General features: G+C 60.6%; 1 pseudogene. It reads left to right on the top strand.

The annotated features are described in order from the left end of the window. Positions 1-107: pseudogene (locus AF337_RS40360) on the top strand (ATP F0F1 synthase subunit B); the annotation flags it as partial. Positions 108-231 lie beyond the last annotated feature (124 nt).

Genomic DNA, 231 nt, shown 5'->3' with positions numbered 1-231 from the left:
CTGTCGATCTGGCGATCGCCGCCGCAGAAACCGTGCTTGCCAAGCAGGCCGATGCCAAGGTCCAGTCCGAGCTCTTCGGCAATGAACCAGTCGGCCAGAAAGGATGAGCCGAGCAGAAGGTTGCCCAGACCCATAAGCGCTAGTCCCGCCGATATGGTGTGCGTCTTCCCCAGCTGCTCCGTGATCGAACCTGAGAAGGGTGAGATCGCGATGAAGCTAAGGGCCATCGGC

The organism is Rhizobium ecuadorense (assembly GCF_001187535.1).
GTDB classification, from domain to species: Bacteria; Pseudomonadota; Alphaproteobacteria; order Rhizobiales; family Rhizobiaceae; genus Rhizobium; species Rhizobium ecuadorense.
Note: the sequence above shows the minus strand (reverse complement) of the source record. Positions and strands in the feature narration are given on the sequence as shown.